The organism is Pedobacter sp. HDW13, assembly GCF_011303555.1.
In the GTDB taxonomy this organism is placed as follows: Bacteria; Bacteroidota; Bacteroidia; order Sphingobacteriales; family Sphingobacteriaceae; genus Pedobacter.
In genome coordinates this window covers 1,571,786-1,594,694 of sequence record NZ_CP049868.1, presented here as the reverse complement: position 1 = coordinate 1,594,694, position 22,909 = coordinate 1,571,786, and the positions used below count along the sequence as shown (strand labels likewise).

Annotated in this window: 16 protein-coding genes; 15 read left to right on the top strand and 1 reads right to left on the bottom strand. The window is 38.0% G+C overall.

Going from position 1 to position 22,909, the window contains the following annotated elements:
- Positions 1-2: 2 nt before the first annotated feature.
- The 11 genes from G7074_RS06540 (at position 3) to G7074_RS06495 (ending at position 18,143) form a co-directional block, all read left to right on the top strand.
- Complete coding sequence (locus tag G7074_RS06540; protein ID WP_124560521.1) at positions 3-3,626, top strand: SusC/RagA family TonB-linked outer membrane protein; 3,624 nt, start codon at positions 3-5, stop codon at positions 3,624-3,626.
- 17 nt (positions 3,627-3,643) lie between these two features.
- On the top strand, positions 3,644-4,669 hold the full coding sequence (locus tag G7074_RS06535) for a RagB/SusD family nutrient uptake outer membrane protein (RefSeq protein ID WP_240916483.1): 1,026 nt from the start codon (positions 3,644-3,646) through the stop codon (positions 4,667-4,669).
- Positions 4,600-5,112, top strand: coding sequence for a RagB/SusD family nutrient uptake outer membrane protein (locus G7074_RS27030; protein ID WP_240916482.1), 513 nt, complete (start codon positions 4,600-4,602; stop codon positions 5,110-5,112). The genes G7074_RS06535 and G7074_RS27030 overlap by 70 nt, the downstream gene beginning before the upstream one ends.
- A gap of 18 nt (positions 5,113-5,130) precedes the next feature.
- A complete protein-coding gene (locus tag G7074_RS06530; protein ID WP_124560519.1) occupies positions 5,131-6,585 on the top strand; it encodes a substrate import-associated zinc metallohydrolase lipoprotein in 1,455 nt (484 codons plus the stop codon).
- Positions 6,586-6,601: 16 nt separating this feature from the next.
- On the top strand, positions 6,602-7,867 hold the full coding sequence (locus G7074_RS06525) for a DUF4302 domain-containing protein (RefSeq protein ID WP_124560518.1): 1,266 nt from the start codon (positions 6,602-6,604) through the stop codon (positions 7,865-7,867).
- Positions 7,868-8,095: 228 nt separating this feature from the next.
- A complete protein-coding gene (locus G7074_RS06520; RefSeq protein WP_124560517.1) occupies positions 8,096-8,695 on the top strand; it encodes an RNA polymerase sigma factor in 600 nt (199 codons plus the stop codon).
- 63 nt (positions 8,696-8,758) lie between these two features.
- On the top strand, positions 8,759-9,925 hold the full coding sequence (locus G7074_RS06515) for a FecR family protein (protein WP_166207520.1): 1,167 nt from the start codon (positions 8,759-8,761) through the stop codon (positions 9,923-9,925).
- Positions 9,926-10,267: 342 nt separating this feature from the next.
- On the top strand, positions 10,268-13,897 hold the full coding sequence (locus G7074_RS06510; RefSeq protein WP_240916481.1) for a SusC/RagA family TonB-linked outer membrane protein: 3,630 nt from the start codon (positions 10,268-10,270) through the stop codon (positions 13,895-13,897).
- Positions 13,898-13,907: 10 nt separating this feature from the next.
- Positions 13,908-15,371 (top strand): RagB/SusD family nutrient uptake outer membrane protein, encoded by a 1,464-nt coding sequence (locus tag G7074_RS06505; protein ID WP_124560515.1) that lies wholly within the window; start codon positions 13,908-13,910, stop codon positions 15,369-15,371.
- A 15-nt stretch (positions 15,372-15,386) separates the two neighbouring features.
- A complete protein-coding gene (locus G7074_RS06500) occupies positions 15,387-16,769 on the top strand; it encodes a substrate import-associated zinc metallohydrolase lipoprotein (RefSeq protein WP_158674057.1) in 1,383 nt (460 codons plus the stop codon).
- 3 nt (positions 16,770-16,772) lie between these two features.
- The gene (locus G7074_RS06495; protein ID WP_166207517.1) at positions 16,773-18,143 is read left to right on the top strand and encodes a DUF4302 domain-containing protein; all 1,371 of its coding nucleotides are present in this window, start codon (positions 16,773-16,775) and stop codon (positions 18,141-18,143) included.
- A 516-nt stretch (positions 18,144-18,659) separates the two neighbouring features.
- Here the strand turns inward: G7074_RS06495 and G7074_RS06490 are convergent.
- Positions 18,660-19,844 carry a hypothetical protein gene (locus G7074_RS06490; RefSeq protein ID WP_166207514.1) on the bottom strand — a complete coding sequence of 395 codons (1,185 nt, stop codon included), beginning with the start codon at positions 19,842-19,844 and terminating at the stop codon, positions 18,660-18,662.
- Between the two features lie 627 nt (positions 19,845-20,471).
- Between G7074_RS06490 and G7074_RS06485 the strand changes: the two genes are divergently transcribed.
- From G7074_RS06485 to G7074_RS06470, 4 genes are all read left to right on the top strand, one after another.
- Positions 20,472-20,744 carry a hypothetical protein gene (locus G7074_RS06485; protein ID WP_124560511.1) on the top strand — a complete coding sequence of 91 codons (273 nt, stop codon included), beginning with the start codon at positions 20,472-20,474 and terminating at the stop codon, positions 20,742-20,744.
- Between the two features lie 4 nt (positions 20,745-20,748).
- Positions 20,749-21,144, top strand: a complete 396-nt coding sequence (locus G7074_RS06480) for a DUF983 domain-containing protein (RefSeq protein ID WP_124560510.1) — start codon at positions 20,749-20,751, stop codon at positions 21,142-21,144.
- A gap of 146 nt (positions 21,145-21,290) precedes the next feature.
- Positions 21,291-21,950, top strand: a complete 660-nt coding sequence (locus G7074_RS06475; protein ID WP_166207511.1) for a DUF2461 domain-containing protein — start codon at positions 21,291-21,293, stop codon at positions 21,948-21,950.
- 96 nt (positions 21,951-22,046) lie between these two features.
- Complete coding sequence (locus G7074_RS06470) at positions 22,047-22,886, top strand: OmpA family protein (protein WP_124560508.1); 840 nt, start codon at positions 22,047-22,049, stop codon at positions 22,884-22,886.
- Positions 22,887-22,909 lie beyond the last annotated feature (23 nt).

Below are 22,909 nucleotides of genomic sequence, written 5' to 3'. Positions count from 1 at the left end.
CTATGGAGAAAAAATTCTACCAAAGAAATGCTGGAATGAGTTTGCGCCAGCTGGCCTTGCTGGTATGTGCAATCTTTTGGGCAGTTTTGGCCAGGGCAGATGCAAGGCAAGCCAGCGGGAAACCCGAAAGGTTGGATAACTACCTGAAAAAAATTGAGCAGGCTTATAAAGTAAGTTTTGTTTATGATGCTGCTGAGATCAATAAAACTATGGTGCTCGATGTGCCATCTAAGTTATCTTCGATAACAGAATCACTTGATCAGCTTAAACAAAAAAATATCTCTTACAGGCTTGTTGGCAACCAGGTAATTTTAAAGGTTGTTGAGGTACCTAAAAGTAATGCGAAAAAAGAGGTAACCATAAAAGGTATTGTACGCGATAAAAAGGATGGTACGACCATGCCAGGTGTAAGCGTACGCGAAAAAGGTGCAACCAATGCAGTTTCAACTAACGCGCGTGGCGAATACCAGATTACCGTTAAGGATAATGCTATATTATCTTTTGCATCTGTTGGTTATAAAACCGTAGAGGTATCGGTAGCTGGTAAAACAGTAATCAACGTGAGCCTTGAAGAAGATTCGAAAGAACTGGGCGAGGTAAACATTGTTTCTACTGGTTACCAAAACCTGAATAAAAAACTATTTACCGGTGCGGCAACTGCCTTAAAGGGAGCAGATGTTAAACAGGATGGTATTACCGATGTAAGCCGGATGCTCGAAGGTAGGGTAGCAGGTGTATCGGTACAAAATGTTTCGGGTACTTTTGGTGCAGCACCTAAAATCCGCGTACGTGGAGCAACTTCAATTACAGGCGAAAATAAACCGCTTTGGGTAGTTGATGGTGTAATTCTTGAAGATGTGGTTAACATTTCTAACGAGCAATTATCATCAGGTGATGTAAGCACTTTAATCGGATCGTCAGTTGCCGGTATCAATGCCGATGACATTGAGAGCTTCAATATTTTAAAAGATGCTGCAGCAACGGCGCAGTATGGTGCAAGGGCGATGAATGGTGTGGTGGTAATTACTACTAAAAAGGGGCGTGTAGGTAAAACTTTAATTTCTTATACAGGTAACTTTTCTACTTATTTAAAGCCTACTTACGATAATTATAATATCATGAATTCGTCCGATCAGATGTCGGTGTATTCGGAGTTGGCACGTAAAGGTTGGTTAAACCACTCTAGTGCATCAAGGGCTACCGATGGTGGGGTGTATACAAAAATGTATCAGTTGATTAATACTTACGATGCAACATCGGGTGCATTTGGATTGGCTAATACTCCAGAGGCCAGAAATACATTTTTATCACGTTATGCTACGGCAAATACGGATTGGTTTGATGTACTTTTTAAAAACTCGCTGTTGCAGGAACATGGTATCAGTATTTCATCAGGAACAGATAAATCGCAGTTATATATTTCTACAAGTTACTTAAACGATAACGGTTGGGCGGTAGGTAATAGCGTAGAGCGTTATACAGGTAACGTAAACGCTGTATTTAACCTTTCTAACAAGCTTACCCTTAACTTTATTACTACAGGGTCTATCCGTAACCAAAAAGCACCCGGAACTGTCGGCAGGGTGAGTAACCCGGTTGAAGGAAAATATTCGAGGGACTTCGATATCAATCCATTTAGTTATGCTTTAAATACCAGCAGAACCTTAACCGCATTCGATCAAAACGGAAACCGCGAAAGTTTTACCAGAAATTTTGCCAATTTCAATATTTTAGATGAGCTGGATAACAACTCATTGGATTTGAGTATGCTCGATTTTAAACTTCAGGGAGGTTTAGGTTATAAATTTACCAAAAACTTTAAGTACGACTTTCTGGCTTCGATGCGTTATGTGAAAAGTGGCAATGAACATAAAGTAAGAGAAAACGCTAATATGGCCAATGCCTACAGGGCCAATGGCGATTCTTATATTCAGGATAATAACCGTTTTTTATTCCGCGATCCGGCTCACCCCGAATTACAACCGGTTGTAGTACTTCCGTACGGTGGTTTTTATAATACTACCGACGATTTCCTTAAATCGTACATGGTTAGGAACTCACTAGAATATGATAAGAACATTAACGATAAACATTTCATTAATGTTTATGCTTTCCAGGAAATGCGCATGGCCGACCGCCAGACCAGAAGCATGATTGGTTATGGTTACCAGTACGATAAGGGAGGTGTACCTTTTGTAGATCCAAACATTGTTAAACAGTCGGTACTTAATAACCTGAATTATTATTCAATGAACCACCGTTACGACCGTTTTGCTGCATTTATGACAAGGGCTGCTTACTCTTACGATGGTAAATATTCGTTTAACGCTACCGGCAGATACGATGGTTCGAACCAGTTGGGTAGCTCAGCTACAGCAAGGTGGTTGCCAACCTGGAACGTTTCTGGTGCCTGGAACATTGATAAAGAAAAGTTTTTTGATAACGATAAGCTTACTAAAATCTTAAACCGGGCTACCATACGGGCTACTTATGGCTTAACGGCCAGTTTAGGTAGCGCTACAAACTCGGCGCTGGTTTTAAGAAATGGAAGTGCATTAAGACCATATACCAGCGAAACCGAATCGGTGATGAATATCGAGTATATTGAAAACAGAGATTTAACCTGGGAAAAACAATACGAAACCAATATTGGTGTAGACCTTGGCTTTTTTAAAGATAAGTTAAATTTAACAGTTGATGTATACAATAGAAATGGTTTCGATTTAATCAGTCCACTAAGAACTTCGGGTATTGGTGGGCAGTATTTAACCACGGCTAACTATGCTGATATGAATTCGAAAGGTATTGAGGTAACCTTAAGCGGACCAATTATTAAAACGGAGGACTGGAACTGGAAGAGTAATTTAAACTTTGGTTACAACAGAAACAAAGTAACTAAACTCTCAAGCCCACAAAATATATTTAGCCTGGTAGCGGCCGATGGTGGTCCTCAGCAAGGCTATCCATACCGGGGTCTATATTCAGTTGATTTTACTGGCTTGAACCACGATACTGGTATCCCTGAATTTATCAATGAAAAAGGTGAGAAAAGTACCAATGTTTATATGCAGAGTTTAGAAACCAAATACCTGAAATATGAAGGTCCCACAGATCCGAAATTAACAGGTGGTTTTTACAATAGTGTAAGTTACAAAGGCTTTACATTGGGTTCGTTATTTACCTTTTCGGCCGGAAATAAAATCAGGCTGAACCCGATATTTGCCACTTCTTATTCAGACTTGGATGCATTGCCGAACGAATTTAAAGACAGGTGGACTTTACCTGGCGATGAGCTGAAAACCAATATCCCTTCAATTCTGGATATAGAAGCTGCAGCTAAAATAAGTGGAACATATCCTTACAATACCTACAACTATTCTACAGCTAGAGTTGCTGATGGTGGTTTTATCAGGTTAAAACAAATATCTCTTTCATATGCACTACCTGCAAAAATCCTGAAAACTATTGGCGCAAACAACGCATCAATCAGTGCTGTTGCCAATAACTTTTGGTTAATCTATTCGGATAAAAAGCTAAAAGGACAAGATCCTGAGTTTTTTGCCTCAGGTGGTGTAGCCTTGCCAATTCCAAAACAGTATACACTTTCGCTAAAAGTTGGATTCTAATTTAAATTGAACAGAAAATGAAAAAGAATAAAATATTCATATATATCGCATGCTCAGGCTTACTACTATCTGGTGGTTGTAAGAAATTTTTGGAGCATCAGCCAGACGACCGTACTGAATTAAACAGCCCGGTTAAAGTTGCCGAATTACTGGCCAATGCCTATCCACATGGCAGTTATCTTCCTTTTACCGAAGCCATGAGCGATAATGCCGGCGATAAAGGGATAACAGCCAGGGCTTTACCCAATTCATCTCCATGGAATTACATTGATCAGATTGACGCAACCTCAGTAGATACCCCTCCATTTTATTGGAATGCTTGCTATAAAGCCATTGCGGCAGCAAATTATGCTTTGGAAGCTATTGATAAAGGCGGCAATACTGCAGCATATTCGGCCAGCAGGGGTGAAGCACTTGTAGCCAGGGCTTACGTACACTTTATGTTAGTTACCTTGTTTGCTAAAGCCTACGATCCAGCTACAGCTGCATCCGATCCGGGTATTCCGTATGTTACCTTGCCACAAAAAATAGTAGAGGGTAATTATACCAGAGGCACAGTAGCAAGTGTTTATGCCAATATTGAGAAAGATTTAACCGAAGGATTACCACTGCTCAATAACAATAGCTACAGGGTGCCAAAGTATCATTTTACCACACAGGCGGCCCGTGCTTTTGCTACACGCTTTTATTTATTTAAAAGAGATTATCAAAAAGTAATCGATAATGCCAATGCTGTTTTCCCGGCGGCCACAATTACCGATAACCTAAGGGCCTGGAATACTACTTATAATGTATTGGGTTTTTATGAGTTGCAGGCATTGTACTCCAACTCTACCGAACCTGCCAACTTGTTGTTACAGGAAGCAAATTCGTATTGGGGAAGAAATTATGGTGCTTACAATTACGGATTAAGCTCGGGGTATTGTCAACAGTGTATAATCCGGGTAACAACCCAACCGGAAAATCGCTGGCCATGGTTGCGAAAATTTTTGGTGCAAACGAAGCATTTTATAATATTCCTAAATTCAGAGAGCACTTTGTAAAAGAGACCATTAGTGCCAACTTTGGCGATGCCTACAATATGGTACCTTTACTAACTACCGAAGAGGTGTTGTTTAACCGGGCCGAAGCCAATGCCATGCTTGGCAACAATGCCCAAACCATTGCCGATTTGGATATTTATTTATCAAAAAGGATTATTGGCTATTCTGCAACTACCGATAAATTTACAGAAACCAAAGCTACCACATTTTTTACAGGCTTATCTGCTAAAGATGCTTTGGTGGCGACAGTTATCAACTTTAAACGCCAGGAATATATGCACGAAGGCTTAAGGTGGTTAGATATTGTAAGGCTGAAAATCCCGATTGTACATGTTCCAGCCAATGGTTTAAATACAATTACACTGGGAGTTAATGACCCGAGAAGGTTGGTTCAAATCCCACAAGATGCTGTTGCAGCAGGTTTAGCTGCAAATCCCAGATAACTATAAAAGCATATTATTATGAAAAAGACATTATTAATGGTTGCTTTAGCAACAATCTTTTTAGCAGGATGCAGCAAAAAAGATGATTTAAGTGCCAATATAGTTGGTTTGGGCGGCGATACCTGGACCAAGGGGCCAATAGATGAATGGATTAGTACAAACTATACTACTCCATATAACATTGAAGTAAAATATAAATGGGACAGGTCTGAACTGGGAGAAATTTATAAGAACGTTGTACCGGTTAAAGAAGAATTGGTAGTGCCCATTATGAGCATTATTAAAAGTACCTGGATAGTGCCATATGCAGCAATAAAAGGCGAAGATTTTATGAAGAAATATACCCAAAAACAGTTTTATCTGGCGGGTAGCCCTTCGTACAACAGCAATGGTACCATTACCCTGGGTACGGCAGAAGCGGGCCGGAAAATTGTTTTGCTTGACCTGAACACCTTTAATCCGGCCAATAAGCCTTCTGTGAAACAGATTTTACATACCATGCACCACGAGTTTGGCCATATCCTGAATCAGAATATTGCCGTGGTGCCTGATTATCAAAGAATCACGCCTTCTGATTATACCGCTACCTGGTTTAATATTTTTAGAGGTGCATACTCTACAAATCCGGCGCTGGATAAGATTATGTACGAGGCCGATTTTTGGGGAAAGGGTTTTATAACACCTTACTCAAGATCAAATAAGGATGACGATTTTGTGGAGACTTTATCAACTTTACTGGAAAGCGGACAAGCTAATTTTGATAACATCATAAATAATCTCTTTGTGTATGACGGGCTTTATATCAAAAGAAACGGAAAAGGGGTTTACGAACAAAATACCGATGCGAGGGCTAAGCTCTTAAAAAAGAAATCGATTGTGGTATCTTATATGAAAGATAGCTGGGGTATAGATTTAACTGATTTACAAATCAGAACTCAGTCTGCAATAGAAGCACAATCGGCAACTCCAGATTTTAACAGTTTATTGGGACCGGGTAAAACTTATAGTACCATTACCATAAACCCTCAAAAATTAACAGGTTTATCAACCAAGTTTTTAACGGCTTATAATACTGCAAATACAACCCTACAGGCTGGCAATCCACAAACCAATAAAGGTTATTATATCGACAATATTTCGTTAATTTTTACAGCGGCTAATAAACTTACTTTAAGGGTTAATTATATGGATCCAACGGTGGCTTTAGGTGTTGGTAACAATGGCGATTTCGATTACGATATCAGCAATGTTAATGGGGTGATTACCCTGACCTATGCTGCTTCACAGCCAACCACAGCTAATTATGCTAATGCCAGGGTTATCGAAACTTACATTCCTACTTTGCTAGCCTATTTCAACAGTCAGGCATTTAATGTTCGTTGGGTGGATGATATTGTACCACAATCGAAAAGTATATTCGGTGGTCTTGTAAAAACAACAGATGCAACCTCATATTTATTTGGAACATTGTAATAATTAAAGATCAAAAATGATGAAAAAGCATTTATTATACATACTCTTGTTTACATTGGCATTGGGTGCCTGTAAAAAAGATACAACAGAGCCGGCTATCGGTAATGTTGATGACCGGTTATCGGCAACCTTAACAGCGTATCAGACACAGCTAACCGGAGCACAATTTGGTTGGAGAGGTTTCTTATTGACAAACAGTAAAGTAGTTGGTACTTTTTTATTCAGTTTTACTGATAAAAACAGAACAACCATGTCTGCAGATTTTAATCCAACACCTGCTGAAAGTTCATATCGCCTTAAGGCACTGCAGCGCCCAACTTTATTATTCGATTCTTATTCTACCTTACATTTATTAGCAGATCCAACTCCGTCGGTACTAGGTGGTACTACTGGTAGCGGATATTTGGCAGATTTTGAGTTTGCATTCTTATCTTCCAATGCGGATACAATTAAGCTAGAAGGAACCTTTAATAAAAGTAAGCTGATTTTAGTCCGGTCGAAGTCTGCAGCAGAAAATAGTGATGCCTTGACTTCTCCTGAAGCTATGGCCACCACTTTATCCAAACTTAGAACTTACTTTAAAAGAACCACTATTGGTGGAGCGAACTGCGAGGTTAGAATTGACGTTGGGCAAAACATTATTGGCTTTAATTATCTCGATGCGGGCGTAATGAAAAAAGTTAGCAGCAGTTATTATGTTTCGGGTACAACCATAAATTTATTTACACCAATAACTGTTGGTACAGCTACGGTAAGCGAAATCAACGGAGTAAATTTTAATACAGGAACCGGATTTATCAGTGGCAGCATTAAAGGAGGGGAGGCTATAGAGATTAAAGAAGCGATTGTACCAATTGAATATGATAAAACTGCAGCGCAAAGGTGGTTTAATGCTCCAACTAACGGTGCTTATTGGACGTGTTTTAACGGATTTACGATTGATGGAGTGCCCGATGCCTATGGTTTAAGGACTATACCAGGGTTTAATTTTCTAATTTTTTACTCTAAATTCAATGTAGCTTATTCTCGTTTAGGCTTTATTGTAGGAGGAGCTTATGGCGCTTATGGACCCGCGCCAATAGCAGCTTTCCCTGCTGATGGTACTATTAAATTTACTAATGCCGGATCATTTGGAACGGCACCTGTAGCAATCAGGAATATTGTAACAAATACACAAAATAACTTTTTCAAAGCCGCTGGGTTTTATGTTATTCAATCAGGCGAAAAATCGTATGATTTAGTTGCTTTCGATGATGCCAGAAGCTGGATTTCATTTGAATAATAAATAAATAGGAATTTGATTAAATTAACCGCACCTCTCAGCCCCGCCCTTAAAGCGGGGTTTTTAATTTTAACAATTTTTTTGGCCTGTAAAATTTCTTAATCATTATATTTGGTAGAGAAGTTTGACTATTACTTAACTAAATTGGTTTAGTAAAATAATTTCCAGGCTTTAACTAAATCTTTCTATTATTACATACAGTAGATAGCCTTATGACTAATTAAATTTATGGCGGTAAGCAATGTGGAAAAAGAACGTGCACTGATTAGCAAGATTGTGGAGGGCGATGAACAAGCCTTTTCTGTTCTGTTTTTCAAATACCTGCCCGTACTTCAGGTATTCGCCACAAAATTTACGAAGTCTGACGATGCCGCAGAAGAAATTATTCAGGATGCCTTTTTAAGGGTATGGCTTAACCGCGATAAACTGGCTGAGGTTGAAAATGTGAAGGCTTATCTGTATAAGTACGTATCAAATGAATGCTTAAGCTACCTGCGTAAAAAACTTAAAACCGATAAAATGGTTGATGCTTTTACTGCTAAACAAACGGATAGCCACAATAGCACCGTCGAAACCATTAATTTGAATGAGGTAACTAAAATTATTGCAGTTGCCATTGAAAAATTGCCGGATCAACGCCGGAATATATACCAGCTGAGCCGTCGCGATGGTAAAACTATTCCCGAAATTGCCGAAATACTTCGCATATCGCCAAATACTGTTAAAAATGCTTTGGTTTCGGCCTTAAAATCTATTCGCATTCACCTCGATCAGCATGGAATTGTCTTCATTTTTCCTTTTGTTTTCCTCTTTTTGAAAATAAAATAATTTTTTTTTAAATCCAGATAGTCCTAATTCCCTTTCACTGCTTCTTAGTATTGTAGCCCCATTATGGAACAACGTATAAATTACTTATTAAAACAGTTTACAGCAGATGCACTGAGCCCTGAAGAAAAGCAGGAGCTTTTAGTATTGGCAGCAGATCCGGCCTCCGCAGTTAGCGATGAAATCGTAAAGATGATCATGGCTGAAGAAGCAGCTACTACTGAAGTAGCCGTAACTGAAAAATGGGAGGCTGTGCTGAATAATATACTGGCTACTGATAAACCGAAAAAAACACCACGCAGTATTTTGCTACGACCTTTAAAGTGGGCTGCAGCCGCGGCCGTGTTGGTTGTATTTTCGTTTACAGCCTATTTATCGCTAAATAAAAAGAAAGAACATGTTTTTGCCTCCGATGTGGCGCCGGGCAAAAATAAAGCCATCTTAACTCTGGCCGATGGCAGGAAAATATCACTAAGTGATGCGGCAAACGGCGATCTTATTGAGCAGGCCGGGGTATCGATTTCAAAAACCGCAAATGGCCAGCTGGTATATCATATCCAAAAAACAACTGGCGATATAGACGATTCGAAAGTAAATACCATTTCTACTCCAAATGGGGGCGAGTGGGAAATCAGGTTGCCTGATGGTTCTGTGGTATGGCTTAATGCCGCCTCGTCTTTGCAATACCCCTTAAATATTGGCTCATCAAAACAGCGTAAGGTTGAGCTAAGCGGCGAAGCCTATTTCGAGGTGGCCAAAGATAAAGCGCACCCGTTTATTGTTAAAACTTTAAAGCAGGAGCTGGAGGTTTTAGGTACACATTTCAACATCAACAGCTATGCGAATGAAATTGTAACCAGAACTACATTGCTCGAAGGTAGTGTGCGGATTTCTGATTTAAGCTCAAATGATATGCTTGTGTTGAAACCAGGTGAGCAATCGGTACTATCAAAAAACGGAATAGAAATTAAAAAAGCAAATACCGACGAGGCTATCGCATGGAAAAATGGGTATTTCATGTTTGATAACGAAAAACAGGAAAGTATTTTGCGCAAAATTGCCCGCTGGTATAATGTGGAAATAGAATATGCCGATCCTGAAGCGAAAGAAGTAATGTATTACGGAACGGTAAGCCGTTTTGAAAAAATATCAAAAGTGCTCAGAAAATTTGAGCAAACCGGCGAAGTTCGCTTCGATATTAAGGGCAATAAAATAATTGTCTATAAAGAATAAACGAGTAAAAAGATGATGGAGTAACTAACCTTTATCTATAAAAAAGAAATAACAAATTAATCAACCATAACCTAGCTAATCATGAATAGACCTCGACAAATCTCCTGATGATCCAAAGTTAAACGCATAAAAAAGGAGTGCTTGCAACACCCCCTTTTATTATCTGTTTAGCTATTCCGAAAACCGGAATCGATTAAAATCAATTATTTCTTGGATAACCGCGAAACGCTTTTTGGCGTCCAAACTTTCTTGCGTTCCGCACAAAAAACAGACTATTAAATGTACAAAATTTATATTAGAATTTTATGTACGCATCGCCGCTACATACCTAAATTACTATTAATGATGAAGTTAATTACGGTCGTTCTGCTTGCCTCGTTAATGCAGGTGAGTGCAGCTTCATTCGGCCAGCTGGTTACATTAAAAGAAAAAAATGTAACCCTCGAAAAAATGTTCCGCGAAATCAGATTGCAATCTGGTTATGATGTACTGCTCTCTACCAGTAAAATTAGTAGTACCACTACTTTTAATGCAAATTTTAGCAATTCGACCATTGAGGAAGTAATGGCAAAAATTATTGCAGGAAATGATTTAACCTACACAATTGAGGATAAAACCATCCTCATTAAGCCGAAAGAAAAAACAATTTTGGATAAAGTGCTTGGCTATTTTGTGGCTGTAAAAGTAAGCGGAAAGGTGAGGGATAAAAGTGGTTCTGTTTTGCCAGGAGTTAGCGTTAGGGAAAAAGGTGCAGCTAATGCAGTATCGACTAATACATCAGGCGATTATACCATCTCAGTAAAAGAGGGCGCTGTTTTAACCTTTAGTTATATTGGCTACAAAACACTTGAAGTGCCTATTGGCAATAAAACAACTCTTAATGTAACCTTAGAAGAAGATGCGGCTCAACTTAGCGAGGTGAATGTGGTATCAACAGGTTATCAGCAATTGGATAGAAAGTTGTTTACAGGATCTGCAACGCAGGTAAAGGCTGTTGATGCACAGCGTAACGGGGTGCCAGATATTAGCCGTATGCTTGAAGGGCAGGTTGCCGGTGTATCGGTACAGAATGTATCGGGTACTTTTGGTGCAGCTCCCAAAATCCGTGTGCGTGGTGCTACTTCTATCTCGGGCGATAACAAACCGCTTTGGGTAGTAGATGGAATTATCCTGGAAGATGTAGTTAATATCTCAAACGAGTCGCTTTCTACAGGTGATGCCAATACCCTTATCGGATCGTCGGTAGCGGGTTTAAATCCTGATGATATTGAAAGCTTCAATATTCTGAAAGATGCTGCTGCAACAGCGATGTATGGAGCTAGGGCAATGAACGGGGTAATTGTAGTAACCACTAAAAAAGGTCGCCAAACTGAAGGTGCACCAAGGATAAGTTACTCAGGTAATTTTACTACCTATTTAAAACCTACTTACGATAACTTTGATATTCTGAACTCCGCAGATCAAATGTCTGTGCTGATGGAAATGTATAGCAAAGGCTATTTTCAACATACTTCAGCCTCAAGAGGCGCAGATGGTGGGCCATTCTATAAAATGTATAATGCTTTATACGATTACGATGCGGCGACAGATACTTATGCGCTAAAAAATACAAATGTTGATAGGGCTCAGTTTCTAAACAGATACGCCAATGCAAACACGGATTGGTTTGATATTTTATTCAAAAATTCGTTAATGCAGGAGCATTCTGTTAGTATGTCATCGGGTACTGAGCGATTCCAGACTTACGCATCTACCTCATATCTGCACGATAATGGCCAAACCCTTGGTAGCAATGTAGATCGTTTTACAGGTAATTTCAGGGCCAACTTTAAAATGAACAGTAAATTAAGTGGTGAGTTTATCATTAATGGCTCAATCAGAGATCAACAAGCTCCAGGTAGTTTAAACCGTACTTCTGATCCTGTTTTTGGTACATTTTCAAGAAACTTCGATATTAACCCATATTCTTACGCTTTAAATACGAGCAGGGCGATGACCGCCTATGATGAAAATGGTGGATTGGAGTTTTTTAATAGGAATTATGCGCCATTTAATATTTTAAACGAGTTAGATAATAATTATTTAAAATTGGGTCAAATCGATTTTAAAGTTCAGGGTGGGTTAAAATATAAAATTATCCCTTCGTTAACCTACTCGGTTGATGGAGCTTACAGGTTTGCAAAAACTGAACGTAAAACCTACATTTTAGAAAATTCGAATATGGCGTTGGCTTTTAGGGCAGCTACTGATGCGACCACTATTGGCGATAACCCATTTTTATATACAAACCCAGATGATTTAACAAAATTACCTGTGGTAATCTTGCCAGAAGGTGGTTTTTACAATACTATTTCTGATGACCTGAAAAATTATTATTTCAGGCAGAATCTGGAGTTTGATAAAACCTTTAATAAAGATCACCGCCTAAATATTTTTGGCTCAATGGAGGTGAGGTATACAGACCGCCAAACTGCTAGTTTTGATGGAGTTGGCTATCAGTATGATAACGGTGGTATTGTAAATGCAAATTATCTGTATTTCAAAAAAGCGCAGGAATCTGGTGCTCCATATTATAGTATGGGCTACGGTGCAGACCGCTTTGCGGCATTTGCGTTAAGAGCAGCTTATTCTTATAAAGATAAATATAGCTTTAATGCCACAACCCGTTACGATGGTTCTAACTTAATGGGAAAAAGCAGAACCGCAAGGTGGCTACCAACCTGGAACGTTTCTGGTGCCTGGAATGTTGATCAGGAAAACTTTTGGCCTAAAAACGATATCTTATCGTCAGCAAGGATTAGGGGAACTTATGGTTTAGTTGCGAATATTGGAAATGCAAAAAATTCGGCTGCAATTTTCTACAATCAATTGGCCAGACGACCTTACGATACGGAAAAGGAAACGCTTACCTATATTTCCAGCTTAGCCAACTCAGAGTTAACCTGGGAAAAATTAAAAGAAGCCAACCTGGGTTTCGACTTAACCTTTTTAAAGGACAGGTTAAGTTTTACCGCAGATTTATACACCAGGAATATTTTTGACCTGATTGGTACTATAAATACTTCTGGTATAGGTGGCCAGTATGCAAAAACAGCAAATTATGGTAAAATGAAAGCAAAAGGATTGGAGTTAACCCTTGGTGGTACACCGGTTCAACAGGGCGATTTCAAATGGAGGACTCAGATTAATATGGCTTTCAATAGAAATGAAATCACCGAATTACAGAATACACCAAGAATTTTTGATCTGGTTAGTGATGTAGGCGGATCGATAGTAGGCAATCCTAGAGGCGGTTTATATTCTATTCAATTCGCAGGTTTAGACCATAATTACGGTTTCCCATATTTTATCGACGATGCAGGACTTAAAAGTTCTTATGTAAACTTACAGAGTACTAAAACAGGCTTCTTAAAATACGAGGGCCCAACAGATCCAACTTTTACTGGTGGTTATTACAACCAGTTTAGATACAAACAATTTAGTGTATCTGCTTTGTTCACATTTGCAACCGGAAACGTAGTCAGACTGGCACAAGAATTTTCTTCTGGCTATCCTGATATTTATTCGATGACGAAATCGATGTTAAACAGATGGATACAACCAGGCGACGAGGCTTTTACTACTGTACCATCCATCCTGGATCCGGTTACCGCGAGTAAGGTAATTACCAACACTTCGGGTTCGGTAATTTCAGCTGCTTATCCGTACAATTTATATAATTTTTCGACTGAAAGAGTGGCAAAAGGTGATTTTATCCGTTTTAAACAAATATCAGTTACGTACGACATCCCTAAAAAAATCACTTCAAAATTGAACATGTCTAATGCTTCGGTTTCATTTATAGGAAACAACGTTGCTTTGCTGTATTCAGATAAAAGATTAAATGGTGCCGATCCTGAATTTTTTGGAAATGGCGGTGTGGCGTTGCCAATACCTAAACAATACACAATATCATTAAAGGTTGGATTTTAAAAAAAAGATTATGAACTTAGATAAACTAAAATATTTTGTATTTGGATCTGCCATCTTATTGTTAACTCCATCTTGCAATAAATATTTAGATACAAACCCTGATAACAGAACCGAAATTAATTCGGTTGACAAGGTAGCTCAATTGGTGGGGACTGCTTATCCAGCATATGATTATTTGACATTCACCGAGGCTGCATCTGATAATACAGAAGATAAAGGCCCAGGTATAGGTACAGTAACAGATATAACCAGCAGACCATATTTTTGGCAGGATGTTGCCGGCTCAAACACCAATACCCCAACTAACTATTGGACAGGTTGCTACAGAGGAGTTGCTGCTGCCAATCAGGCTTTAGAAGCCATAGCACAAAATAACTTCGGTACAGCAGTATTACCTTATAAAGGTGAAGCTTTAGTAGCAAGGGCCTATGCACATTTTATGCTGGTTACTTTATTTGCTAAAGCTTATGTAATTGGTGGCGCTAATGATTCGCCGGGTATACCTTACGTAACCGAGCCAGAAACACAGGTAATTAAACAATATGACAGAGGTACAGTACAATCTACTTACGAGAAAATTGAGAAAGATTTAACCGAAGGGATGGCTTTGTTATCGGCATCGGCTTACTCTGTTCCTAAATTCCACTTTACACCTGCGGCAGCACATGCCTTTGCTGCACGTTTTTATTTATTTAAAGGCGATTGGCAAAAGGTAATCGATCAGGCGTCGGCAATTTCTACGGAGAGTTTTGCAAGCATCATCAGACCAATAAACAGCACTTTGGATGCAATGGCTTATGCCGATTATAAAGTTGCATTAACCAAAGACGATCAGAAATATAATTTATTGCTGGCTAACCAGTATTCTACCTATCAAAGAACCTATCCAAGATACGGATATGGTGCAAATTTGGTTAAAATGTTTGCGGCAGGTTACAATGTTACAGGTAAGGCCTATGCATTTAAAATTGCGTCTACTGGTGTGCCTAACTATACAACTGGTAAATATGCTGAGTTTTTCTATATCACCAACCAGGTAGCCAATACAGGCTTGCCTTACATTATGTCGCCGTTATTAACTACCGATGAGGCATTAATGAACCGTGCCGAAGCTTATGCCCGTTTAAATCAGTTCGATAATGCCATTAAAGATGTAAATACGATCTTAAGTGCAACGGTTAAAGGTTATGTTGCCAATGATGCCACTAATTTAGATAAGGTAAAAACTTTTTATGGTATTACCGATTCGCAGGAAGCCGTAATTAAGCTAATCTTAGAAACCAAGAAGGCGATCTTTTTACAAGAAGGAATCAGGTGGATGGATATTTTGCGTAATCGGATTACAGTTAAACACAATGTTTTGGATGCCGTAGGTAACGAAACATTTATTGAGCTGGCACCAGATGATAATAGACGTATGTTTCAACTACCTGAAGAAGCCAGACTTTCTGGTGTACCATTAAATCCAAGGTAATTAATTAGAAATATGATGAAAAAGAATATATTTAAAATATTTGCTGCATTAATTTTTGTTTTTGTAGTTCAATCTTGTAAAAAGGAAGATGCGGTAAGCATTGATCTGACGAAATACATCGATAACCCTTCAACACAAAACGATGTTGATAAATGGCTAAAGACCAATTTTTTAGATGCTTATAATATTGATGTGATTTATCGTTACAGCGATTATTATAAAGATTACGATAAAATAGTAAGCCCGGTAAACGTTGCGAAAGTGATGCCGCAAATGCAGACTGTGTTGGATGGTTTTATTGCTCCGTATAAAAAAGTTGCCGGACAAACATTTGTGAAAGAAAGGTTGCCTAAAGAGTGGGTACTTTATGGCTCAGGTGCTTATCAAAGCGATGGATCAATGATTTTAGCTACTGCATCAGCAGGTAAGCGCGTAACCATCTACGATTTAAATAACTTTGATATATCTAATGCTGATTTGGTAGTTCGAAAATTAAGAACAATACACCACGAGTTTACGCATATTCTGAATCAGATCGTTCCGATGCCTACTGATTTTCAAACCATTACAAAGGCTACTTACAACGCTACCTGGACTACTGTAGCTGATGCAACAGCAAGAGATAATGGTTATGTAACACCCTATGCTTCTAGTGAGCCAGGAGAAGACTTTGCAGAAACAACTACGCATTTACTTGTTTTGGGGCAGGCCTGGTTTGATGCTCGTGCAAATGCATCGACAGCTGCCGGTAAGCTTGCACTAAAGGCAAAGGAGGCTAGTGTGGTACAGTATTTCACAATTAATTTAGGTATCGATTTTAGAACCTTACAGCGCGAGGTACAAAATGTAGTTAGAAATACCTATAAATATTCTGCTTCTACTTTCCCTTATTGGATTGGCCAGGGTTTATTTAAAACCATTACCATAGATTTGTCGAACCCCGTATATACTTCTTCCGGAATCTCCACCAACTTTAGCACTGCTTATCAAGCTTCTGTTACAGGCGTTGCAGCTGTAGGTAATGCGAACAGGAAACTGAACTATATCAGATTGGATTTCTTATCTACAACTGCGGCCAATCTGTACTTAAATTATACCAATACTGCGGGTTCTACTTTAGAAGCTTTGTATGCCTTGAACATGACTTTTAATGCAACTACCGGTGCTACAAAATTTACTGTTGGAACACCAAGAGACACCACTACACCGTGGACAAATGCCACAGTAATTCAAGCAGGGGCTCAGCCTTTAATCAATTATTTAATAGGGAGCAATTTTATTGCCGACTGGATGCCAGCCAATATTGGCACTAATAATTTTAATAGTTACGGCGGCTTTTATGTAAGTGGTACCCCAGCAAATTATTTTTATGGCGTATTAGGCCAAACAACATTATAGGATATGAGAAAGATATTATATTTTTTTATAACACTACTGATCGTTTCAGGGTGTAAAAAATCATCGTTTGTATCTGATTTTGATCAAACGCCCGAAGATAGGATGGCAACATCTATCGCTTTAGTCAGCAATACGCTCACCTCCGCTTCAAATGGCTGGGTGGCAACCTTATCCACGTCGGCAGGTGGTGGTTTTGGTTTTTATATGACCTTTGATAATCAACAGAACGTAAGCATGTATGCCGATTTAACAGACGATGCTTCAATAACAAGTGCTAATTCGACTTATAGAGTAAAAACAGGTTTAGGGGCCGATTTAATTTTTGATACCTATAATTACCTTTCTATGTTAGCCGATCCGAATGCGAGTGCTTTTGGCGGAACCCAACCTACTGGCTTTAAAAGTGATGTTGAATTTACCTATGTAAGATCATCTGCCGATAGTATTGTTTTTATTGGAAAGCAATATCGCCAGCTTTTAAAAATGGTTAAGGCTACAGCTGCACAGAAAGCTACTTATACCGCTGGTGGTTATAAAACGGCTATCAATAAAGTGAAAGATTATTTTGCTGCGGTTAAATATCCATATATAGAGATTACTTCAGGCTCAGCGGTTTTAAAAGTTGGCTTGAGTGTAAACACAAGTAGTGGACTGGCTTCAGGTAAAAGAGGTACTTTAACAGGTGTATTAGCCGATGGGGTATCGACAGCATCAGGTACAGGTAAATTCGCCTTTAACTTAACAGGCGCAGATTTTGTCGGTTCAGATTTTGTTTATCAGGGGATTACGTTTGTGCGTTTGGCCTGGAAAGATGCTGCCACTTTGGCTTTGTATGATTCTACTGGCAAAGAATATATCCTTAAATCAAATCCAGTACCACTAACACCGCTTGCTTTATTGTACGGCTTTCCAACTACGTATACCTATAGGAAAATTATGATTGGTGGCACATCACCTGTAGCTGGCGGAGCATTATTACCAAGTGGTGTTACCTCACAGTTTAATACGGTTTACCAGGCCATGGTAACCAGATTGGCTGCTTTAAGTCCGGCAAGAACAATAGTGGGTATTAGTTTTACTTTAACGGGTAATAGCACAGCAATATTAAATGTCAGTCCGAATAATGGCACCTCAACCTTTAGTGCAAATGCTACATTTAGTTATTCGATAACCGATGGAGTAATTACTTTAACTAAGCCTATTTATGATAGCAATTGGACAGCTAGGGGAACAGAATACGATGGTATAAAGAATTTCTTTTTATCAGGACCATTTAAAATCGACTGGGTAACAAGTACCAATCCCAGCAGTCCATTATTAGGTGGCCTTTATCGGGTAGCAGACGCCACGTCATTTTTCTATGGAACATTATAAAAGAATAAAATATTAAGTTTAATTCATCTCTCCCGTAACCCTTGCTGTAAAAGGCAAGGGTTTTTTTACGACATAATTTTTAAACCCGTACCCACGTTAATGAGTGAAGTCTCTAAAAACAATATAATGCATTAATAAACAAATTGTTGTGTTGAATTGGCGTTGATGAATCGGCTTTGTAGCAAAGTGTGTTCTGTTGCTCACAGGGTTAAATTGCTTGAGTGAGAACTACAAGTTAGACTAAACGACTGTTTTTTCATTGGAACAACCGTTTAGTTTATCTAGGTCTTATTTGTTTGCTGAACAACAATGTTCAAGAATAGTGATGATTAGGTTAATGGAATCGCTTTCAATAGAAGATCAGTATCCCCATATTCATAATATAATTTATAACTAAATCTACTTAATGTTTTTGCCAAGATAAAGAATTAATATTATGGCAAGTATGTAAAGGAAATCACGCGTTTCAATAATCGAAATGCGTGATTTGTGTTCTAATAGTGTAAAATGGTCAATTTACAGAGGGTGAATCATTCGGTAAATAGTCACTACCGATCCGTTAATTATTTTGGCAATTTTAATTAATCCATTATTATTTGAATGAAAATAAAAACCATCTGAAGCTATAATCGTATAATTAGTATTGGCATAATATTTATTATCCAAAGGATTTTGGAACACTTCGAGGTCTTGGGAATAATCAGTTACAGTATCGTTGAGCTCAGACTCAGAGCTCCAATACATAATGGTAACCGGTAAGGGAGTTGGCAATGATAACGGTTCGTCATAAAGAGGTAAAATTTCGTTAAATTTTGGAATGCCTTCCATATCTCCTGGAGCAATTTTTTTTAACCATCCTGTCAAACTAGCAGCTAGACCATATTCAATCCCTTTATCAATACGACGATATTGACCGCTCGGATTTAGGCTGCCTGCCCTATAATCAGCTATTACAGCTCTAGTCCATCCTACGATGTATCCGATCAGATCTAATTGTATTATGGGGTTCTCTAATTTAGTTGGATCATAATTATCTAACTCTTGAGAATTATGCCAATAGTTGTTTGAAGCTTTAGCTAAGTTTAATAATCCCAAATATAGTTCGCCTTCATTTTCTTCAAAAACTACTGTTTGGTATTGGGCTTGTATTGTATTAAGTCTATTTTCAAAGTATGTTTTTGCATCAGCTTGATTCAAATTGAGGTTATAACCGTCCGAAAAAATGTTCTTTAACTGTCCGACCATGTTTTTTTCTCTTACAGTTAACAAATTTTCATCGTCAAGTCTCGAGAGTTCATCATCCCATACATCTTCAACAGATGTTGGAGTCAAATTATCAACAGCACTTTGTAGTACTTCGACTGCGTCAGGTATAGGAACTTCATTGCCGCCATTAGAGTTAACATACCCAATTGAAAAAGAAATGACCTGCTTTGATATGGAGTTGTCATTAACAAGATTTGAACCATCTCCAAGCTGCCAGCCAGAAACACTATCGTTTGCCGTTAATGCTTTACTTCCCTTTAAAAAGTAGTCTAACCCTTCATTATGAACGATGCCGACATTCTCAGTATATTCTCTAAGCTTGGAATTATACAATTTTGTGTCGAGTAAAGGTTTTGCGTCTTGCTTCTTACAAGAAATGGTAACAGCCATAAAAATAGTGGCATAAAATAGGAACATAAAATAGTTTTTTCTCATTTTAATTTGTTTTTTTGTGTTTAAAAAATTACTCAAATATATATGTTATTATTATTGTTGTATATAATTAATAATATTAATTATTATATTTATAATAATACATTTATTGTATTTTTTTATACTTTGTGAATGTAATTAATTGAACTCCTCTTGGAAAAAAATAATCTATATTCCTTGTTATATTCGTTTATTTTGTTCATCTCCTACCACAAAGATCCAATATCTAGAAAGGACAAAGTTTCTTAATGCCTCTAATTGCACATGGGTGGGAGCAAACAAGAATCTTAGGCAGGATGCATTGAATAGTACAAACGAGATGGAGCGAGTAGCAAGAGGTAAGGATTGAGCACTTTTTGTACTGATTAATATATCAGACTATAGGTTTGGTATATTGAAGATTAGGTATGATAATAGTCAGAATAGGATCGAAAAGAATCGCACATTATTTAATGTTGTAACCGGTTAAAAGTGATTGAAATCTGGTGTTTTGAATATGAAAACGGATAGTTTTCATCTAGGAATTTCCAGTTTTTGATTAGGAATTATTTTGGCAATCTTTTTTAAACAGCGCCTTTTATGACATAATTTTTAAACCCCTCCACACGTTTATGCTTATATTTGTAGCGCATGAAAAAGAAAGTAATTTTTATCCTGTTTATACTGGTATTAACTTTTGCGGTAAGCCCTAAAGCTAATGCACAATGTTCTATGTGTACCATTAATGCTGAGCAGGGCGTTAAAAACGGCAATACACAAACGGCAGGTTTAAATACGGGGGTTTTATATCTGTTATCTATTCCATACTTAATGGCGGTAATTGTTGGGGTAATATGGTATAAAAAGTATCGTAAAAAAAATATCCACCTCAATATGAAAAGGGAACCTTTTAATTTAAATTAAAAGTATGTCTGGCACTACCTCAAAACTTTATGCCATTGTACACTGCAAGTGCCCACATTGCCGTAGGGGAGATATTTTTACCGGTAGCATGTATGGCTGGAATATACAGCATACTAAAGAAATTTGCGGGCACTGTGCACAGCGTATAGAAATAGAACCCGGTTATTTTTATGCCGCTATGTACGTAAGCTATGCCATGAATGTGATAGAAATGCTAGTGGCCAGCTTTGTTACCTATTTAATTTTCGGACCGCTTACCGATAGTACTTTCTGGCATTACCTCATCGTAATTTTTACGGGCTGTTTTATCCTGTATCCTTTTAATTACCGATATTCGAGGATCATTTTACTTCACGTTTTATCGCCAAATATTAAGTATAAGCCGTATTACGATAAGTAACTCTGGTTAATCGTTTAAATTGTATAAACTGGTTAATTGTTAGGTTATCTAATAAACAATTAAAATATTAACCGATTAGTTTTTAGACTCTTGTGTGGGCTTACGATTAACCGATTAAAACAATTAACCAGTTAACCTCAAGATATATGCTTAAAAAAGAGACCTTCAGTTTTATAAAAGATGTTGCGGAAAATAATAACCGCGAATGGTTTGCTGTTAATAAAGAGTTATACGAAGAAGCTAAACATGATGTTTTAAAACTTGTAAGTGCCATTATTCCCGAACTTGCAAAAGTTGACCCCATACTTTCGGCAGAGGCCGACCCTAAGAAATGCCTGTTGCGTATTTACCGCGATGTACGTTTCAGCAAAAATAAAGATCCATATAAAAATAATTATGGTATGTGGTTCTCCACCAAAAAAGGTGGAAACGAGCCCGGCTATTACCTGCACATTCAACCCGGAAAAAGCTTTATAGCCGGAGGTTACTGGATGCCCGATGTACCGCACCTAAAACTGATCAGGCAGGAGATTGATTACAATGCCGAAGACTTTAAGGCAATTATAAACGAAAAGGAATTTAAGAAAAGCTTTAAGCTGGGGGTTGATAATGCATTGAAAAATGCGCCTAAGGGATATGATCCGGCTGATCCGAACATCGAATTTCTGAAATTAAAAAGCTTCGAGGCTACAATGAAAATCGAAGATGAAGAATTTTTTAAACCTAACCTCGTTAATAAGTTGATAAGTTCTTTTAAAACGGTACAACCTTTAGTTGCATTTTTACGGAACGCCATTGAGCAGTAATCAATTAACAGTTATAAATTTTCAATAACCTTAAAACAATGATCAGTATTAAGATTTTAGCATCTTGATACCTGGTTCTTAACTCTTGAAAAAAATATGAAAAATACCTTTCTTGCATTTGCCTTTCTCCTCGTTATTTCTTCGCTTACTTCCTGCGTGGTGCTCTCACCAAAAAAGTACAAAGCTTTATTGGGTACAAAAGATTCGCTGTATACTGCCTTTAACGAAGGTTTAATTAAAATTGAAAACCTCGAAAAAGAAGTAAGCAAACTAAAAAAGGATACTACCCTGATGGCTGAAGAGCTTCGTGATTTGCAGAACAGTTACAATATGGTTGATGCGAATTATAAAAAACTTAAAAGCAATTCATCTTCAGAAATTACCAAACTCTCAGGCGATTTGGCTGCACGTGAAAAACGCTTAAAGGAAGTAGAGGAAGTATTGCGCAAGCGTGATGAAGCCACCAATGCGCTTAAAGAAAAACTACAACAAGCTTTATTGGGCTTTACCAAAAGCGGATTAACCGTAGAAATTAAAAACGGAAAGGTATACGTATCGTTAACAGATAAACTATTGTTCCCATCGGGAAGTATTATTATTGATGAAAAAGGTAAACAAGCACTTACCCAACTGGCCAATGTATTAAAACAACAGCCCGAAATTAATATAGCCGTAGAAGGCCACACGGATAACCAGAAAATAAACAACCTGGGTCAGATAAAAGATAACTGGGATTTAAGTGTTTTAAGAGCCACCTCAGTTGTGCGTTACCTAACCGAAAATGAAAAAGTAGAAAGTGTAAGGATGACTGCTACCGGTAAAGGCGAATTTCAGCCATTGGGTACAAACGCAAATGCGGATGGAAGAAGTAAAAATAGAAGAATCGAGATTGTACTTTCACCAAAGTTGGATGAGCTTTACAATTTGATTAAGTAGTATAAAATATTGGTTTTACGAAA

Bases quoted from the DNA above. Each gene is read 5' to 3' on its own strand.
- G7074_RS06490 (WP_166207514.1), bottom strand. From the start codon at position 19,844: ATGAGAAAAAACTATTTTATGTTCCTATTTTATGCCACTATTTTTATG.
- G7074_RS06495 (WP_166207517.1), top strand. From the start codon at position 16,773: ATGAGAAAGATATTATATTTTTTTATAACACTACTGATCGTTTCAGGG.
- G7074_RS06470 (WP_124560508.1), top strand. From the start codon at position 22,047: ATGAAAAATACCTTTCTTGCATTTGCCTTTCTCCTCGTTATTTCTTCG.
- G7074_RS06535 (WP_240916483.1), top strand. From the start codon at position 3,644: ATGAAAAAGAATAAAATATTCATATATATCGCATGCTCAGGCTTACTA.
- G7074_RS06505 (WP_124560515.1), top strand. From the start codon at position 13,908: ATGAACTTAGATAAACTAAAATATTTTGTATTTGGATCTGCCATCTTA.
- G7074_RS27030 (WP_240916482.1), top strand. From the start codon at position 4,600: ATGGTTGCGAAAATTTTTGGTGCAAACGAAGCATTTTATAATATTCCT.
- G7074_RS06525 (WP_124560518.1), top strand. From the start codon at position 6,602: ATGATGAAAAAGCATTTATTATACATACTCTTGTTTACATTGGCATTG.
- G7074_RS06475 (WP_166207511.1), top strand. From the start codon at position 21,291: ATGCTTAAAAAAGAGACCTTCAGTTTTATAAAAGATGTTGCGGAAAAT.
- G7074_RS06510 (WP_240916481.1), top strand. From the start codon at position 10,268: ATGATGAAGTTAATTACGGTCGTTCTGCTTGCCTCGTTAATGCAGGTG.
- G7074_RS06540 (WP_124560521.1), top strand. From the start codon at position 3: ATGGAGAAAAAATTCTACCAAAGAAATGCTGGAATGAGTTTGCGCCAG.
- G7074_RS06530 (WP_124560519.1), top strand. From the start codon at position 5,131: ATGAAAAAGACATTATTAATGGTTGCTTTAGCAACAATCTTTTTAGCA.
- G7074_RS06520 (WP_124560517.1), top strand. From the start codon at position 8,096: ATGGCGGTAAGCAATGTGGAAAAAGAACGTGCACTGATTAGCAAGATT.
- G7074_RS06515 (WP_166207520.1), top strand. From the start codon at position 8,759: ATGGAACAACGTATAAATTACTTATTAAAACAGTTTACAGCAGATGCA.
- G7074_RS06480 (WP_124560510.1), top strand. From the start codon at position 20,749: ATGTCTGGCACTACCTCAAAACTTTATGCCATTGTACACTGCAAGTGC.
- G7074_RS06500 (WP_158674057.1), top strand. From the start codon at position 15,387: ATGAAAAAGAATATATTTAAAATATTTGCTGCATTAATTTTTGTTTTT.
- G7074_RS06485 (WP_124560511.1), top strand. From the start codon at position 20,472: ATGAAAAAGAAAGTAATTTTTATCCTGTTTATACTGGTATTAACTTTT.